The sequence below is a fragment of the Krasilnikovia sp. M28-CT-15 genome (assembly GCF_047159595.1).
Taxonomy (GTDB): Bacteria; Actinomycetota; Actinomycetes; order Mycobacteriales; family Micromonosporaceae; genus Actinoplanes.
In genome coordinates this window covers 2,895,185-2,912,385 of the sequence record NZ_BAAGAK010000001.1, presented here as the reverse complement: position 1 = coordinate 2,912,385, position 17,201 = coordinate 2,895,185, and the positions used below count along the sequence as shown (strand labels likewise).

The following is a 17,201-nucleotide window of genomic DNA, read 5'->3' as shown; positions in this document are numbered from 1 at the left end:
GGCGTCGAGACTGGGCCGGCCCGCCGCCGTTGGCTCACCGTTGCGGTGGGCGCTCATCCGGCCCGGTGCCGGGCGCGATCACCTCGGCGCTGCCCGCGAGGAGTTCGCCCCGGCCCGCGGCCAGCCACTCCATGCCGCCCAGAAGGCGAGACGGCAGCGGGACGCCATCAGCACCGAGACTGTCAGAACCTGAACTGGCCCACCAGGGAACGCAGTTCAGCGGCCAGTCCGGCGAGTTCGTGTGCGGCCTGGTCGGTGACGCCGGTGCCGGTGTTGGTTTCCCGCGCGGAGTCGGCGACGTCGCCGATGGTGTGTGCGATGTCGGTGGAGCCGGTGGCCGCCTCGGCGACGTTGCGGGTCATTTCCTGGGTGGTGGCGGTCTGTTCCTCGACGGCGCTGGCGATCGTGGTCTGCAGTTCGTTGATCCGATCGACGACCGCGACGATCTCACTGATCGCGGCGACCGCCGCCGAGGTGTCGGTTTGGATCAGCTGGACCCGGCGGGCGATGTCGTCGGTGGCGCGGGCGGTGTCCTGGGCCAACTCCTTGACCTCGCCGGCGACGACCGCGAACCCCTTACCCATCTCGCCGGCGCGGGCGGCCTCGATGGTGGCGTTGAGCGCGAGCAGGTTGGTCTGCTCGGCGATCGACGTGATCACCTTGACCACCTCGCCGATCTCGGTGGAGGAGTCGCCGAGCTTAGCCACGCTGTGCGTGGTGGCCTGGGCAACCTCCGCGGCGCGCTGGCCCACCCGGGCCGCCTCGCTGGTGCTCGCGGCGATCTCCCGGATCGAGGAGTCCATCTGTTCGGCGCCGGCCGCGATGGTCTGGACGTTTCCGGAGACCTTGTCCGCGGTGTCGGATACCGCCTGGGCTCGTGCGAAGCCGTGTTCCGCGGTGCTGCGCATCTGCTGGCTGACCGCGGTCAGGGAGCCGGCGGACACCGCCACCCGTTCGGCCTTGTCGTCGATGTGCCGGACCACGTCGGCGATCTTGGTGGTGAACCGGTTGAAGGAGGCGCCGAGTTGGCCGATCTCGTCGCGGCGGCTCTCGTCGACGCGTTGGGTCAGGTCGCTGTCGCCTTCGGCGATCTCGACCAGCCGGTTGCGCAGGCGGTGGATCGGCCGGGTCAGCCCGGTGCCCAGCAGCCACACCAGCGTTCCCGCGACCAGGAACGCGAGCACCGCGGCGATCAGCAGGCTGCGGGCCATCCCGTTCGCGGACGCGGTGATCGTACTGTCCGGCACCGCGACCAGCAGCGCCCACGAGTCCCCGGTGGCGAGCTTGACCACGGTGGCCACCTCGGTGGCCGCGCCGCGCAGGAAATCGTCGTGTCCGGTCCACCGCACGACACGGCCGTCGCGGACCGCGGTCTGCAGGGCGCCGGCGACCGCACCGGGTAGGGGCTTGCCCAGCAGCTCGGCTTGCGGGTGGGCCACGACCGCGCCGCTGGCGGTGAGCAGCGCCTGGTAGCCGGTGCCGTACGGCTTCTCGGCCGTCAGCGAGGCGCGCAGGTTGGCCAGCGCAAGGTCGACGGTGACCACGCCCATGAATCTGCCGTCCACCATGATCGGGGACGTGGCGGTGGTCATCAGCACGTCCTGCCCGTTGACCGGGTAGACGTACGGGTCCACGACCATGGCCTTGCCGGTCGCGCGCGGCTTCAGGAACCAGTCGCCCGCACCGGGCTTGTCGTAGTCCACCAGCGGGTCGTTGCGCAGCTTGTTACCGTCGCGGTACCAGTACGGGATGAACCGGCCGGTGGCGTCGCTGGGCGAGACGTTGCGGAAGTCGCGGTCCCGGCCGTCGAACGCGTTGGGCTCCCACCCGGTGGACATGCCGAAAAACTCAGGGTGCCGTTGCAGGGTCGCCCCGACCAGCCCACCGACGAGCTTGCGGTCGGTGACACCGGCCTTCTTCAGCTGCGCCATGGCGCCGGCCAGCTCCTGGGTGACGTGCACCGCACCGTCGATGACCTCGCTCACCCGTCCCGCGTCGCGCAGCGCGAGCTGCTCGGCGTAGTCACCGGCCTGGCGCAGTCCCAGGTTGCGGGTCTTGGTCGTCGCGATGCCCAGTAGCACCGCCATGGCAACCAACATGGTTGCCAGAACGCTTGCCACCAGCCGGGTACGAATGCCCCACACCTTGACGCGGATCCCCTGCATGCTTCTCCCTCAACCCCTCGACGACCAAGGGATTCGATCGGTCGCCCCAACGACCTCCCGGCACCCTTGTGACGACGGACACAAGGCCGTGGCCGGTATGGGGGACTGACGATCTTGTGCACAGCAGACGCCCTGGAGTCAGTCGGCACCACTGCGACGGGTGGCCTCTAGTTCGGCTCCTCGGCGGCGGCCGGTTTGGCCCCGAGCGGTTGATGGGAACCCGAACGCGGCACGGGGCTGGTCGAAGGCGGGTGCGTGATGACGGACCACTGTCCGTCCCCAGGACGGCGCGGTGATCCGGGTGGCGGTCCGTGGGGACGTTGACGTCAGCGTCCACGAGGCGCTGGCTGCGGTGATCGTCGCCGCGGTGGAGCAGTGCAGGCTCGGCTGGGGGTGCCGGTACCGGGTGGTCGGCGCACGGGATCGTGGGGTACGTGCTGCGCGTGACCGGGATGGTCGAGCTGCTGGCCAGCCCGGTGGACGACTGACCCCGGCTGTCCGGCTACCCGCGTACCGTGGCCGGCTGGAACGTTCCGCCCGGTCACATTGCTCCTGGTTTATGGCCATTCAAGGGCATTGGTGATCGCGGGCCGCGTCTGCGGGTCGCGCGTATTCGCCTGACCCGCCGGTGAGTAGATATGATCACGGGCGGCGCGACCCGCGCGCCGTACCCCCTGACCGGTGGCCCACGCACGCCGGCGATGCGGGGGCGAAGGTGGTCACCATGCCGTCGCGGGGATTGCCGCAGTCCGACCGTCGATGTCCAGGCGCACAGGCGCCGCACAGCAGCCGGACGGGGGCGCAGCGAGTCGGCGTGGGCGCAGTGCCGCTGCCGCCGTCCCGAACAGGACATGACGTGACCGAGCAACATCGACTCAAGAAGCTGATCCGCGAGCGCATGGCGCGCACCGGCGAGTCCTACTCCACCGCCCGTCGCCATGTGGTCCGACCGGAGGCGCCCGCGCTGCCGAGCGGTCTCGTGCCTGGGTACGACACGTTCGGGCCGGGGCAGCACCGGCGTAGTTCGCTCGCCGTACGCCTGCTGCGTCAAGCCGGCCTCGAGTGTTCCGAGGCGCTGGTGTGCGGGCTTGCCGGTGGTGTCGGCTTCATGTACACGATCTTCGAGTACCGCGGCATGCCACCGGTCCTGACGATCGTGGCGCAGCATCACCCCGATCCCTGGGTCGAGTCGGCCTTGCGCCGCCTGCCGGTCTCGTTCGTCGAAGAGCACAGCACGTCGACGCCGAGGGCCCTGGCCGCATTGCGGGCGGCCGTCGATCGGGGCAAGCCGGTCTATGTCAGTGTCGACCGCGCGCGGCTGCCCTGGCACAGTGGTGCGGCGGCGCTGGCGACCGAACCGTACGGCGTGGTGGTCGCCGGAATCGACGGCGATGCTTTGCTCATCGACGACCGCGCTGCGACGCCGCACCGAGTGTCGATCGACGACTTCGCGGCGGCGTGGGCGGGACATAAGAAGGGTCGGCACCATCGGATCGTGGTGGAGTCCGTCCAGGCCGGCCGGCCGGACCTCGACGACGCCCTCGCCACCACCGTCGCGCACTTCACCGGGCCGGTGCTCGGCCACAGCTTCGACGCGAACTTCGGCTTCTCCGGCATGCGTCGGCTGGCCGATCAAATGCGCGACGATCGCACGAAGTCGGGATGGGAACGCCGATTCTCCTCGGCGGAGTCGTTCGGCGCGGCGATGCGCCGGCTCTACGAGTGTCTGGAACTGTCCTACACCGCGCCCGGCGGCACCCGCCCGCTCTACGCGGACTTCCTGGACGAGGCCGCCGGCATGCTCGGACGGCCGGAACTGGCCGACGCGGCGAAGCTGTTCCGGGAGTCCGGCGCCCACTGGTCGGCACTGGCCGTGCGGGCCGAAGAACACGCCGGCGAGTACGGCGAACTGTGCGAACGCCGGATGGTGCGCGCCATGACCGGCGCCGACGTACGCGAGATCGACGAACGTATCGCCACTCTGCCGCCTGCTACTGACCTGGGCGTCCACGGCCGAGCCGCACTGTTCGACGAGATGGCCGCCCTGGTCAGCGCCGCGCACAACCTCGAAACGCGGGCGGTGGCGCTACTCAGTGGCTGAGGGTAGGCGTTAGACCTCGACGACGCGGTTACAACGATGCTCGCCCCAATGGCGGTGTAGGCCCGGCCTGTTCGGCCAGAACAGGCCGGGTCGACCCATTAGCCGATGACCGACTAGATGGCTGGCCCGGCTTGCGTGGAACTCGTCAAACACTGGAAGTTCGTCGTCGGACAGCAGGAATCCGCCGGATTACCGAGTCCTTGGATGTGAGATGGGCGGCCTACGGTGCGGAGTCGAGCGCCGATTGCCACTGTCAGGAAACGCTGGCACGCCTACGCCTCCTGACCGACCCGGACACACGCGGTCGCCTGCACGTCGACGAAGCTCCACTGCCCCCGCCCGAGCCGCTTCGCCTCGTACATTGCCTTGTCGGCGACGCGCAGCAACTGCTGGGCTCCAGCGCTGGACGCCGGCGCATCCGACCAGGCGATGCCGATGCTGGCGCCGACGCGGTACACGGCGTCGCCGTACGGCACCGGTTGGCTCACGTGATGGACCAGTCGATCGGCGAGCTCACGACCGCCGTCCCCTGCCGGCACGCCCGTGCACGCCACGACGAACTCATCACCGCCGAGCCGGGCGATCAGGTCGCTGGACCGTACCGCCGCGGTGAGCCGCCGCGCGACCGCGACCAGGACGGCATCGCCGGCCTCGTGTCCGGCGCTGTCGTTCACCGCCTTGAAGCCGTCCAGGTCGAGATAGAGCACGGCGACCCCGCAGCCGTCGACGCCGTCCAACAGCCGTTCCAACCGATCATGGAAGCTGCGCCGGTTGAGCAGACCGGTGAGCGCGTCGTGCTCGGCGTGGAAGGTCAGCTGCCGCTGGGCCTGCTGCTGCGCGCGGACCGCGCCGGAGATCCGGGCCAGCACCAACCCAGTGCAGATCAGGGTGGCGGCGATCTGCATGATCCGCTCCGAGGTGGTGGGCCGGCTCTCGACCACACCCGACAGCGGGGCGGCCACCAGGGCCGCGCCCAGCAAGAGGATCCGTGCCGGGTGCAGCGCAGAGCCGCCGTCGTGGCCGGTTCTTATCTGCAGCCGTGCACTGCCGGGATGCAGCACGGCGAAGATCAGCAGCGCGTTGGCGAGCAGCAGCAGACCCATCAGGCGGGTGATCTGCTCGCTGTCGAACCATCGGTAGAGGAGGTCGTTGGCGAGGTCGAAGGTCAGGCTGAGCGACGCCGAGGCAACGAGCAACCGGGTGGATGGGCCGCGGGTACCCGGACCGAGGGCCAGCAACAGGATGCAGGCGATCAGCACCACGTCGAACAGCGGATAGAACGAGTCCATCACGTCATTCGGCGAGGACATGCCGCCGCGCAACTGCGGAGCGATGAGCGTGTCCCAGGCAACCACCGTGAGCGCGGTGACGAGCGTGGCCACGTCGAGGAAGAGCGGCCGCAGTGGACCCGAGGTCTGCCGCCGCACCATCTTGATCACACCGGTGGTGAGGGCGGCGTAACCCATGACGTACGACGTGTGTGCGGCCCAGGCCAGGCCGATGCCCCAGTGGCTCGAGCCGTTCCAGAGGTACCAGGACGCATCGGTGAACCCGTCACCGACACAGTTCAGCGTCGACGCCAAGGCGATCAGCAACCACGCCCGCCGGTGTGCCGCCGATCTGCGACGCACGGCGCGCCAGCTGAGGATGCACAGCGGCACGTACGTACAGAGATAGGCCACGTCGCCGGGCGCGCCGGGCTCGAACACAGCGACCATGACACAGGCAATCGCAACCGCGGTAAGCGCGACGACGGTTCCTCGCTTGGTCACATCCGCCAGTATCGGTCGGCGCCGCCTCCACTTGAGAGAATGATGGCAACCAATGGGAACAGTACCGAGGGCGTCGGCACCAAACTGAACGCCCGACTCCGTGCTCCGGGGGCGCGGGCAATGCCAACGGTACCGGCTGCCGTCATGCCGGTCGTTCAGCGGACGGCAAGGCTACTCACCCGGTGGCCCGGCTTTCCCTCCGCCCTCGGCGGTCCGGACCATCGTGTGCAGGAACGAGCGCACCGGCTTTCGACGCGGGGTCGAGAGGCTTTCCCGCGCGCGGTGATGACGTCCCCTCTCCGCGATCGCCTCGCTGCCTCACCTCGGGCGGTGTGCAGCTCGACTTTCTCTTGATGCACCCGGGCCAGGATCTTCCGCAGGCCCTTCAGGCAGGCTGTTTGGTGGCACTGGAGTGACCAATTCGGCGTCGGGGTCGCGGTCGCGGTAGGCGCGGGGGCGGTGCTCGGGTGGTGTTCCGGTGACGACGCGGTTGCGTCCGGCGTGTTTGGCGGCGTAGAGGTTGCGGTCAGCGGTGGCCAGGGCGCTGGTCTGATTGTGGGGTGCGGTTTCACGGACGGCTGCGACCCCAATGCTGATGGTGACGGGTAGTCCACTGGTGGTTTCGTGCCAGTCATGTTCGGCGATGGCTTGCCGGATTTCGTCGAGTTGCCTGACCGCGGTGGTGATCAGAGTGTTAGGCAGCACGAGGAGGAACTCTTCGCCGCCGAGACGGGCGGCGAAGCCGCCGGGGCTGGCAGCGGCGAGTTCGGTGTCCAGGATCTTGGCGACCTGGATGAGGACCTGGTCACCAGTGTCGTGGGAGAGCTGGTCGTTGATCTGTTTGAAGTGGTCGATGTCGGCGATGGCCAAGCACAGGTCGGGGTCGGCAGCGATGAGGGCGGGCAGCTCCTCGTCGGCGTAGCGGCGGTTACGTAGCCCGGTCAGTGGGTCCCGACGGGCTTGCTCACGGAAGCGGTCGGCTTCGTTGCGGGCCTCGGTGATCTCGAATTTGGCGTGGCGGGTCAGCGCCTTCTCTTGTTCCTGCCGCGCGAGCAGGTCCTCGCGGGCGGCCAAGCAAACCTTCTGCGCGGCGAACGCCTGGGCGTAGTCGCCGCAGGCGGCGTGTAGCTCAACCTGTTCCTGATGCACCTGGACCAGGACACCGAGCAGCCCGCGGTCGGTGCACAGGCCGCGGGCGGCGTCGAGGCTCTGCTGGGCGCGGCCGGTGGCGCCCAGGCCCCGCTGGGCCCGGGCCAAGGTCAGTAGGTAATTCGCCAGAAAATCAGCGTCCGTATCCGTCTCCCCGGTTTCGTGCCGGGAGATGCAGACCAGCAGGGTCTGCTCCGCTTCCGCGTACTCGCCGTTAGCAATCTGAATGCTGGCGATCGTGTCGAGCATTGAGGGATTGAGTTCGACGCCGTGCATGCTGGCGTGCTTCTGCATCCGGTCGGCGACCTCGCCGGCCCGCAACAGCTCACCAGCCTCGTACTCGTCGCAAGCCCAGTTATTGAGCGCCAGAATGAGCTGATCCCAGTCTCGCTCCTCCAGCTTGCGAGCCATCTCTACGGCCTGGTGGTAACGCACCCGCGCCGCGGCCATGTCGCCGCTCTGACTCAGGGTACCGGCCAGCTGGCAGCGGGCCGCGACGTGCATGTACGGGGTGGCGGTCTCATCGAGCAGCTCGACCGCGCTGAGTGCGTGCTCCAGAGACCCCGCGATGTCGCCAGATATATCCATTGTGGCTGACAAGGCCAGGTGAGCGCGGACCTGCAGCCGCCGATCGCCCTGCTCGGTAGCCCAGTCGAGGACCTCATCGCATTGCCGCATTGAACCCGCGATGTCGCCGGACCTCCGGAGCAGGAGCGCGCGAACGTAACGTGCGCGCATGAGCAGATGCTCGTCGCCCAGCGCCGCAGCCCGCCGCTCCACCCTGGTGGTAGTGACGCTGGCAGCATCGGCATCCAGGATACGGTGATCCTCCAGCTCCAGCAGGGCGGCCGAGAGCTCCTGCGCGTCAGCCCCGCCACATGTCACCAGCCCACCCCCAGTCTTCACGGCCCTATCGGCACCGGGCTGCCCAAACTGACAAAACTTCACACGGTGCCGGGCCGACGAGGTGCAGTTCGGGTATCGGCCGGGTGCTGACAGGGCATGCAACCGGCGACCGTAGCCCAGTGTTCAGGGCGCGTGACCTTCCCGAACGTTGGTCATTCCGCCGACATCGGGACAGGCACCGAGTCGGGCGGGTTCGTGCCCGGCTGGGGCGCCCGGCCACGAGCGCGGCACGAAACGGGCGAAGGGGCAAGTCATTCGTCACCGAGCCCAACTGTCTACCGGCCTGGTGGCGACCGGTGGTGCCCCCGACGGGTCAGGCAGCACGATCGGCTGCCGTTCCGCAGTTCCGCGGTTGGCCTCGGCGAGGGCACGGGACCACCTCCGGGCGGCCTCGACGACGTGTTGCTGGCCGAGTACGTCGTGGTGGGCGCCGGGAACGTCGATTACGGTCAGCCGGGGGGCGTTGCGGCGCCACGCGGTCAAGACGTGGTGGCCGGGAAGGCGACGGCGCGCGCGGAAGTAGGCGACCGGCCCGGCGTACGGGCCCGGCGCGTGCTCGTTGGCGACCGTGGTGGTCTGCACGAATATCTGCCGGTCCGCCGCAGCGGAGGACGGGCGGAGGCGCTCAGTGACCATCTCGCGCAGCGTGACGTTGCGCATGGAGGGGAACAACAGCGAGACCCGGTCGACCATCTCGTGCACCAGTCGTTCCGGGGACGTAAGCATGGCGGCCGGCGGCAGCACGTCGACCAGGCCAAGAAAGTCGACAGTGCGCCCGGCGGCGGTGAGCTGCCGGGCGGTCTCGTAGGCGACCAGCCCGCCGAAGGAGTGCCCGGCCACCCGCACCGGGCCGGCCGGTGTCACCCGCGCGATCTCGGCCACGTGGTCGGCGGCCAGGTCGCCGATCAGCCGCCGGGTGCCGTCGGGCGCCTGCAGGTCGGCGCGCAGCCCGAAGAGCGGTCCCGTGCCGGTGAGCAGCTGGGCCAGCGGCCAGTAGACGTCGATGTCGCCCCAGGCGTCGTGCACGAAGAACAGCGGCGGCAGCGCCGGGTCGCCGGCCGCCAGCCGGACGACGTGCGGGGCGTCGTCGGCCTGGGGCGCGGCGGTGGCCGCGGCGATCAGCCCGGGCAGGGTGGGGTCGGCCATGAACTTTTCCAGGCCGACGTCGCGGCCCAGCACCTGGCGAACCTGGCGGACCAGGGTCATCGCCTGCCGCGAGGTGCCGCCCAGGTCGGTGAAGGTGTGCTCGTCGTCGGCGGTCGGGCCCAGCGTCTCCCGCCACAGCCGGCCGGCCGTGGCCGCGAGGCCGTCGGTCGCGGCGTCGTCAGCCGCCGCGTGGTACGCGTCCCGCTCGGCGGCGGACAGCGCCCGGGCGATCCCGTCAACCGAGTCCGGGTTCCGCAGCGCGGTCAGGTTGGCCACCGGCTCGCCGTCGAGCACGTAGCGGGCGGCTCGCTCGGACTTCTTGCCATTGTGGGTGAGCGGTAGGGCGGGCACCGGCAGGATCAGCGAGGGTACGTGCGCGGCCGAGGCCTGCCGGCGCAGGCTCGTGCGGATGGACCGGGCCAGGTCGGCTGACGGCTGCACGCCGTCCTCGAGCACCACCAGCAGCGTCAGCCGGGTGGCGCCGGGCACGGTGGGGTGCCGCTGTTCCACGGCCATCGCGTCGCGGACGCCGGTGATCTGCCGTAGCACGGCGTAGATCTCGGTGGGGCCGATCCGCACGCCGTCGACGTTGAGCACGCCGTCGGAGCGGCCGTGCAGCCGGGAGGATCCATCCGGGTCGAACTCGATCACGTCGCCGTGGGTCCACATGCCGGGGTTGGCCGCGAAGTAGGCCGCGTGGCGCCGGGCGCCGTTCAGGTCGCGCAGGAACGCGACCGGGCGGGAGGGGAACGGGTTACGGCAGACCAGCTCGCCGGCCTCGCCGACCAGCTCGCGCCCCTGCGCGTCGACTGCGGCGACGTCCATGCCCAGGCCGCGGGCCTGGATGCGGCCCCGCCGTACCGGCAGCTCGGGGTGGCCCAGCACGAAGGCTCCGATGATGTCGGTGCCGCCGCTGATCGACTGCAGCGGCAGGTCGCCCACGGCGTCGGCGACCCAGTCGAACTGCCAGTCGTGCAGCACCGCGCCGGAGGAGAGCACGGCACGCAGCGCGGTCAGGTCGACCGCGTCCCGGGGCCGGTACCCGGCGTCCTGGCACAGTTGCAGGTAGGCGGGGCTGGTGCCCAGCACGGTCACGCCCTGTTCGGCGGCGAGCTCCCAGAGGGTCTCCGGGCCGCTCAGCGCCCGGTCCGAGAGCACGATCCGGCAGCCCGCACCGAGCGCGGACAGCTGCCGGTTCCACACCATCCACGCGGTGGTGGAGTGGTGCAGGTAGACGTCTCCGGGCGCCAGGTCCAGGTGCAGCCGGTGCTCCTTGAGGTGTTCCAGGAGCGTGCCACCGATGCCGTGCACCATCGCCTTGGGCGGCCCGGTGGCGCCGGAGGTAAACATCACGAACAGCGGCGAGTCGAACGGCAGGCGCGGCCACTCGGCCGGCGTTCCGTCGGTCTCCTCGGCGGTGGTGTCCCACCGGTGTACCGGCAGCCCACTGGCGGCCGGCAGCGGCTGGTCGTCGAGCAGCAGCACGGTGCGCACGGTGGGCAGGCCGTCCAGCAAGGTGGCCAGGGTGTCGCCGGGGGCGCCGGCCCAGTCGCCGGAGCCGGCGCGGTCGACGATCAGCACAGCCGGCTCGACCTGCTCCAACCGGCCCCGCAGCGCGGCGGGGCCCATGTCGGGCATAGCGGTCGAGACCGCGGCGCCCAGCGCCGTAGTGGCCAACACGGCGACGACGGTGGCGGCGGTGTTGGGCGCGATGACCACGACCCGGTCACCGGTGGAGACCCCGGCCGCGGCCAGCGCGGTGGCGGCGGCGGTGACTCGGCGGCGCAGCCCCGCGCGGGTGAGGTGCTCGGCGCCGCCGTCGTGGTGCACCGCGGTCAGGGCGACCGCATTGTCGTCGACATCGAGCAGCGGGCGGAGCAGGTTCTCGGCGTAGTTCAGCCGCACGTCGGGGAAGAATCGCGCGGTCTCCACGTCGTCGCCGGCGCAGACGGTCTCCGCCGAGCCCTCCCAGGCCAGGTCCGCCCAGCGCAGGAACTCGCCCCAGAAGTCGCGGAAGTGCTCCACGGTCCAGCGATGCAGGACCTGCGGCATGGTCAGGTCCTGTTCGGTGAGGGCCGCGCAGCGCGCGCGGAACCGCGCCAGCTGCGGCACCCTGCGCACAACCGGATCGCCGTGCCGGAGCAGTTCGCTCATCACTCACCTTCGCGCTCGGTGGAGCTGCGGGACGAGACTCCCCGGAACCGGTCGCCACGGCGCCGAGTCCGCTGGTCAGAGGGCTGCAGAGGACTGCAGAGGGCCAGGACGATAGCGGAACTCCGAGAGATTCGCCGCCCCCCGCCCACGGTCGTCGGCACCGCTCAGCCGGGAGCGCTGCCGGACGGTCCGCGGCGGGCACGGCGACGATCCGGAGCTTCCGGTCTGGGCGAGCCATCCCTTGGCGACCGCCTCGTCGGCTTCCTGGTCACCGATGCGCTGGAGGTAAACGTCGATGAAGCCGCCGCGACGGACCAGGGCTACCCAGCCCACCTCGCCGCTGGCCGCGGGGTTGAGAGTTCAGGCGACGGGTGACGGGAGAGGACAAAACGCTGCACCGCCGCAGCCTGCCTGCAGACCTCACGCGCACGGGTGATGCACCGCCCCCACCAGCGAGATCCGCCACCGTATCCTGGGTACCCCCTCGCGCCTTGCGGTCGACCGGCCGCACAGAGTTGCCGCGGCAGATGGTCGGACGCCAGGTACTGCGTCCGCGCAGTCCGGGGTCCCCCGAGCTTGGAGGTACGCGCATCGTGACCCCGCCACCGTTGTCGCCTGCTCATGACACAGTGAGCGTGCCGGACGGCGACGTCCCGACGCGGCCGTCCGGGGCCGAGGGACCGGTGCCCCGCCGCGCGAAGAGCGCCGGCCGCGGGTCGCGGGTGCAGCTCGACGGCATCGCGCTGATGTTCTCCACCGCCGCGACCGCCGCCTCCAGCCTGCTCTTCTGGGTGGTCGCCGCCCGGAGCTACTCCACGGCCTCGGTCGGCCTCAGCTCGGCCGAGATCAACGCCTTCACGATGTTGGCGGCGTTCGCCCAGCTCAACCTGCTGGCCACCTTCCTCCGGTTCCTCGCCGGCTCCGGCAACCGCGCGGTGCGGTTCCTGGCCACCGGCTACGGCGCGATCGTGGTCGTGGCGCTGCTGTTCGGCGGCGGGTACCTGGCCCTTGGCTTCAGCAGCGGGTTCCTCGCGGGCGCCCCGGCCTGGGAGTACGCCGTCTTCCTCCTGGCCATCCCGGTATTCGCGGTGTTCGTCGTCCAGGACGGCGTGCTCACCGCATTCGCCAAGGCCCCGTGGGTGCCGGTGGAGAACCTCTCGGTCGCGGTGATGCGCCTGGCACTACTCGGGCTGCTCATCCCCGTCCTGACCTCAGGGGAGAACCAGTCCCGTCCCGGGATCATCGCCGCCTGGGCCATCCCGACGCTGCTCGCCGTCGCCGTGGTCAACACCGCGGTGTTCCGTCGGCTGGCCCCCGCGCACGTACGGCGCACGCCGCACGCCTCCTCGCTGCCGCCCCGCCGCGAGCTACTCTCCTACATCGCCGGGCAGTACCTGAGCAACTCGATGTCGAACGTGATCACCTACGTGCCGCCGCTGCTCGTGCTGCACCTACTGGGACCCGAAGCGGCGGCCTACGTCAACGTCCCATGGCTCATCGTGGTGAGCACCCAGACACTGCTGTGGAACATCGGCATGTCGTTCGTGGCCGAGGTGACCCGCAGCCCCGAGCGCCTGAGGGTGCACATCCGCTCCACGCTGCGACTTGGTGGACTGGTCGCGCTGGGCTGGACCGTGGCGCTGCTGGCCGGGGCACCCCTGCTCCTCGGCCTGCAGGGCACGGACTTCGCCGCGGAGGGCACCGGCCTGCTGCGCCTGCTGGCGTTGAGCTTCCCGTGCACCGCCGTGGTGATCATGTACCAGCTCATCGCCTCACTGGAGCGGCGCATCTGGCGGCTGGTGGTGGTCAACGCCATCGGGGCCACCGCGCTGCTGAGCGGCGTGGAATGGCTGGCCGCGGGCCGGGGCATCATCGCCGTCGGATGGGTGTACCTGATCGTGCAGGCCGGGTTGGCGCTGGCGTTGCTGCCGGCCGTGGTGGTCCGGCTGCGCCGGGGCGACATCCGGCTGCCCGAGTACACCCAGATCCCGGCGAACGTGCCGGCCGAAACCGAACTACTCGCGAACAGTGCCGAGGTGACAGCACCCAGTGCCGGACCGGCTGAGCGCCCACGGGCACGGTGAGCCAACGGCGGCCGGCCGAGGCATGAAACAGAGGTCAAGTGGTCAGACCAGTCCACTGTGGCCTGGGCGCAATTGAACGCGAGCCTTGCGGGTGCGGAATTTCGTCCGCGTCAGTGCTTTGACCACGGCGTCGAGGTCCGTCCCGGTGGCCGGCCGGACGCGCGGGGTCGGTCACCCGAGCCGGGTTCGCCGGTGACGCGGTGAGGGCGAAATAGGTCACTGCGAGTATCGCCGAGACACCTCTGCGGATACGGTGACGAGAGCGGCAATCCATATCTGTCGATCAGTTCATGAGGAGTGCGGATGACGACGACCCCGACCGTGGATCTGCCGTTCCTCGACATCACCGCCCCGGATTTCCGGTTCGACTCTCCGGTGGTCGCCGCCGCACGCGAAGCGAACTGGTGCGCGCTGACACCCATGGGCCTCATCGTGCTGCGGCACGCCGAGATGCATCAACTGCTGCGCGACCCCCGGCTGGCGCAGAACGGCGAACGCTACCTCGAGCTGATGGGCATCTCGGACGGACCGCTGTTCGACTGGTTCGTGCCGATGATCCTGCACCGACGCGGAGCGGACCACCTGCGGCTGCGGCGGCTGGTCAGCAAGGCATTCGCACCGCGCATGATCGAAGGCCTGCGACCCTTCATGCGTGACGTCGCCACCGAGCTGACCGCAACGCTCGCGGACCGCGACGAGTGCGAGTTCATGGCGGATTTCGCCGACCCGATGCCGGTGCGAGTGATGTCCGCGCTGCTCGGAGTCCCCGCAGCAGATTACGACTCGTTCCGGCGCTGGTCGACCGATGTCGGGCTGGTGTTCAGCTTCAACCTGCCACAGGTGCGTGCCCGGGTGGAGCAGGCCGTCGTCGGGCTGCACGCGTATGTGGACTCGCTGATCGAGCAACGCCGTGTCGATCCGCGGGAGGATCTGCTGTCGGCGCTTATCGCCGCCGAGGAGAGCGGGGAGCGCCTGAGCACGGAGGATCTACGCAACCTCGCCGTGACCCTCGTGTTCGCCGGACACGACACCACGCGCAACCAACTCGGCCTGACCCTGACGACGTTCGCCGCACATCCCGACCAGTGGCGACTGCTCGGCGCGCGTCCGGAACTCGTGCCACAGGCGGTGGAGGAGGTCATGCGCTGGGCACCATCGGTGCCGACCAACTTCCGATTCGCGGTCGAGGACTTCGACCTGCAGGGCGTCCACATCCCCACGGGGACCTTCGTGATGCTCGGGACGCAGGCGGCCAGCCGCGACCCTCGCGTCCTCAGCGACGGCGACCGCTTCGACATCACGCTCCCCCGCGAGACGCCACACCTGACCTTCGGCGGCGGCCCGCACTTCTGCGTCGGGGCCGCGACCGCGCGCGCCGAAATCGCGGAGTCACTCATCGCGCTCACTGGCCGGCTGGGGCCACCGTCGATCACCGGTCCCGTGCCGTGGCGGCCCCCCACCGCACTCTACGGGCCCGAGAGCCTGCCACTGCGGTTCGAGCGCCGCTGACCACGATCACCTCAGCGACCTTCTCCACGAGAAGGATCGTGCCGCTTGACCAGCGCAGACAGAAAACTTTCGGCACCCGCAAGACCTTGTTGCCCAATTCGCGGCAGGCCGGTTAACGCCGTCGATCCTGACGAACCCGCGCCACACCGGCCGGCAGGTCTGGAACTGGCAGCGTCCCGACCACGACGACCACGAACCCCTCGACGGGCTTGCTCGACACAGCGGTAGCGAGCGATGGAACCCTGCGACGCAGTAGGCGATCTCCGCGGAACCGGCTCACCCCACATTGGTCAGCGAGGTCGACTTCGTCGCCGTCCAGCAGATCCACACCACGCCCTCTCGCCGACGGCACGATCCGGAGCTACGCGTTGACCGGATTGGTCTACTGCGGCATCTGCGGACGCGCCCGGGACGCCCACTGGACACACGGCCGCGCTGGCCACCCTCGTATCGGGAGCCTGTGCGACCGCTGGCCGAACGGCTGCGGCGAGCCGTGGCCGACACCCCGGTCGCGACCGACGCAGGACCCGTGAACGTCACCATCAGCCTCGGCGTCTGCCTGTTCGACGCCGGGCAGCTCGACCTCGCCGAGGCGCTCAACCGGGCGGATGCCGCCCTGTACCGGGCGAAGGAGGGCGGGCGGAACCGCGTGGCGTTCGACCAGGACGGGCCGAAGATCCCCAGATCCCGATAGCCCGACTGCTGGACTCGCCAAGCTGAGTGGTAGTTGATCAAGCAGCGAAGGCGGTTCAGGGTTGCACGCCAAGGCGCAGCACGATGCGCGGGGAACGTCGCCGAACTCCGATCCAACGCACGCTCCCGTCTTGATCTCCCTGACAGCCAGCTGCACCGAAAGACTAGGCACGAACATGCCCGAGAGGCGTCCTTGCAGGTAACGGACCGTCTCGAGGCAATGGGTCGGATCTTGGAACGGTGAGAGGTCGCGCGCACTGATCGCTCAAGCCTGCGGCGACACCAGCCGTCAGGGCGCGACCTGCACCCGTCCGTACCGCCTGGATAGTCGCTCCGCGGCGTCGATCCTGGCCAGCCCCGCGGTGGCCGTGGGAACGCACGGTCACTAACCGGTGTGCTCGGCGGCTGTGTCGAAGTGGGACTTGAACCCCACGCCAGTGACCTCGCCGAAAGTGTCAGCCGACAATGCCTCACACGACAAACCGCAGGTCAGTCCTTGATCAAATGTCCGAAGCTCAACACAAGGATACGCACACGGTGATCGCGGCTGGGGAACTGCCCTGCGCGCCGTGAACTCGCCCTGCCGCTCCGGGACTTCCCGGGCCGCACCAGCGGCTATCGACGGCTACCGCTTGGTTTGCGCGGAAATGGGGCAGCCTCACGACGGTCAGCGAGGGGTCGCGTCGTCGATCTCCGCAAGGCCGGTCCGTTCGTCCGGGTGGAGAAAGTAGTGTTTGAGCGCTAGGTAAGCCGGACGAGCGTTCGCTCCAAGCCAATGGGCGCGAACGACGAGGAACGGCAGGCCTTCAACCCCGGCACCGAGTCTGCCCAAGTACGTGCGCTCCCGTGTGCCGGTCGACGGCATGGCCTCGACGATGATCCGTGGGATCTGGCCTTCCTGGGCCGACACCTCGATGACAGCCTCCCAGGGTACGAAGTGTTCAAATGCCAGCGTCCGGTGATAAATGCCGGTGGGCGTCACCACGACCCTGCCCGGCGCCGAGCGCAGCATTGCCAGAAGGAACCACGCAAGGAAGAGGGCGATCGCCGCGAGGATGACCACCATCACCCATGAGCCAGCCGCGCCGAACTCGACCGCAAGCGCCGCGGCAATGAGCACAACCCCGGCCAACACGGACGAGAGCCAGTAGTACGCCCACCGCGAGTACGGGAAATCCAGCCCTCCTTCGCCCTGATCGGTGCGGCCGACCGAGCGCTGATATGTCGTCGGCGCGGGGTGGCGCATGCTGATGGCCGTCAAGCCGACCAGGTGCGCAAACATCACGGTCCCGACTGTGAAGAACAACGCCTGCGCGATCTCTCCGGTGGTGACGGCTGACACTACGACTACCGCCGTGATCAAGGTAAGCAGCGTGAACCCCGCCACGGACAGCACCCGCGTAACCGAACGGTGCGGCTTCGGCCAGCTGGCGGGTGGGTCGGGGTCCTGGGTCGGGAACATGTCGCGAACGCCTCCGCTGTCTCTCATCAGAAGATCGAGTCCCAGACCTTCTTGCGCCGT

At 69.6% G+C, this 17,201-nt stretch carries 9 protein-coding genes; 4 read left to right on the top strand and 5 right to left on the bottom strand.

The features are described from left to right. Positions 1–182: 182 nt before the first annotated feature. Entirely contained in the window at positions 183–2,087 is a 1,905-nt protein-coding gene (locus ACMCNO_RS13670; protein ID WP_412749791.1) for a methyl-accepting chemotaxis protein, read from the bottom strand. Positions 2,088–3,021: 934 nt separating this feature from the next. Between ACMCNO_RS13670 and ACMCNO_RS13665 the strand changes: the two genes are divergently transcribed. Next, positions 3,022–4,266: a BtrH N-terminal domain-containing protein gene (locus ACMCNO_RS13665; protein WP_412749790.1), complete on the top strand. Its 1,245-nt coding sequence runs from the start codon at positions 3,022–3,024 to the stop codon at positions 4,264–4,266. A 272-nt stretch (positions 4,267–4,538) separates the two neighbouring features. On the opposite strand, the gene ACMCNO_RS13660 is transcribed toward ACMCNO_RS13665, so the two are convergent. The 3 genes from ACMCNO_RS13660 to ACMCNO_RS13650 all read right to left on the bottom strand — a co-directional run bounded on the left by ACMCNO_RS13660 (position 4,539) and on the right by ACMCNO_RS13650 (position 11,393). Further along, positions 4,539–5,984 carry a diguanylate cyclase domain-containing protein gene (locus ACMCNO_RS13660; protein ID WP_412749789.1) on the bottom strand — a complete coding sequence of 482 codons (1,446 nt, stop codon included), beginning with the start codon at positions 5,982–5,984 and terminating at the stop codon, positions 4,539–4,541. Between the two features lie 372 nt (positions 5,985–6,356). Then, positions 6,357–8,072, bottom strand: coding sequence for a diguanylate cyclase (locus ACMCNO_RS13655; RefSeq protein WP_412749788.1), 1,716 nt, complete (start codon positions 8,070–8,072; stop codon positions 6,357–6,359). A 279-nt stretch (positions 8,073–8,351) separates the two neighbouring features. Next, positions 8,352–11,393 (bottom strand): acetoacetate--CoA ligase, encoded by a 3,042-nt coding sequence (locus ACMCNO_RS13650; RefSeq protein ID WP_412749787.1) that lies wholly within the window; start codon positions 11,391–11,393, stop codon positions 8,352–8,354. A 629-nt stretch (positions 11,394–12,022) separates the two neighbouring features. Here ACMCNO_RS13650 and ACMCNO_RS13645 point away from each other — a divergent pair. The 3 genes from ACMCNO_RS13645 (at position 12,023) to ACMCNO_RS13635 (ending at position 15,680) form a co-directional block, all read left to right on the top strand. Further along, the gene (locus ACMCNO_RS13645) at positions 12,023–13,477 is read left to right on the top strand and encodes a lipopolysaccharide biosynthesis protein (RefSeq protein WP_412749786.1); all 1,455 of its coding nucleotides are present in this window, start codon (positions 12,023–12,025) and stop codon (positions 13,475–13,477) included. 303 nt (positions 13,478–13,780) lie between these two features. Continuing rightward, on the top strand, positions 13,781–14,986 hold the full coding sequence (locus tag ACMCNO_RS13640) for a cytochrome P450 (RefSeq protein WP_412749785.1): 1,206 nt from the start codon (positions 13,781–13,783) through the stop codon (positions 14,984–14,986). A gap of 460 nt (positions 14,987–15,446) precedes the next feature. Beyond that, a complete protein-coding gene (locus ACMCNO_RS13635; protein ID WP_412749784.1) occupies positions 15,447–15,680 on the top strand; it encodes a GGDEF domain-containing protein in 234 nt (77 codons plus the stop codon). Between the two features lie 666 nt (positions 15,681–16,346). Here ACMCNO_RS13635 and ACMCNO_RS13630 read toward each other — a convergent pair. Then, positions 16,347–17,141, bottom strand: a complete 795-nt coding sequence (locus tag ACMCNO_RS13630; protein WP_412749783.1) for a hypothetical protein — start codon at positions 17,139–17,141, stop codon at positions 16,347–16,349. Positions 17,142–17,201 lie beyond the last annotated feature (60 nt).